This window comes from Streptomyces pacificus, assembly GCF_011766325.1.
Taxonomy (GTDB): domain Bacteria; phylum Actinomycetota; class Actinomycetes; order Streptomycetales; family Streptomycetaceae; genus Streptomyces; species Streptomyces pacificus.
The window spans coordinates 1-255 of the sequence record NZ_BLLG01000101.1 but is presented as its reverse complement, the minus strand read 5'-3'; the positions used below and the strand labels follow the sequence as shown (position 1 = coordinate 255).

Annotated in this window: 1 rRNA gene; it reads left to right on the top strand. The window is 57.3% G+C overall.

Annotated features, from left to right (window positions below):
- Nucleotides 1–140: 140 nt before the first annotated feature.
- Nucleotides 141–255: ribosomal RNA gene (rrf, locus tag SCWH03_RS28435) — 5S ribosomal RNA — on the top strand; the annotation flags it as partial.

The following is a 255-nucleotide window of genomic DNA, read 5'->3' as shown; positions in this document are numbered from 1 at the left end:
TGACCGGTACTAATAGGCCGAGGGCTTGTCCTCAGTTGCTCGCGTCCACTGTGTTTGTTCTGAAGTAACGAACATGCCGAGACCGTATACCGCCGTTCGTGGTGGGGTGCTGGTCGGCTGGTTCGATGTTTTCATAGAGTTTCGGTGGTCATAGCGTGAGGGAAACGCCCGGTTACATTCCGAACCCGGAAGCTAAGCCTTTCAGCGCCGATGGTACTGCAGGGGGGACCCTGTGGGAGAGTAGGACACCGCCGA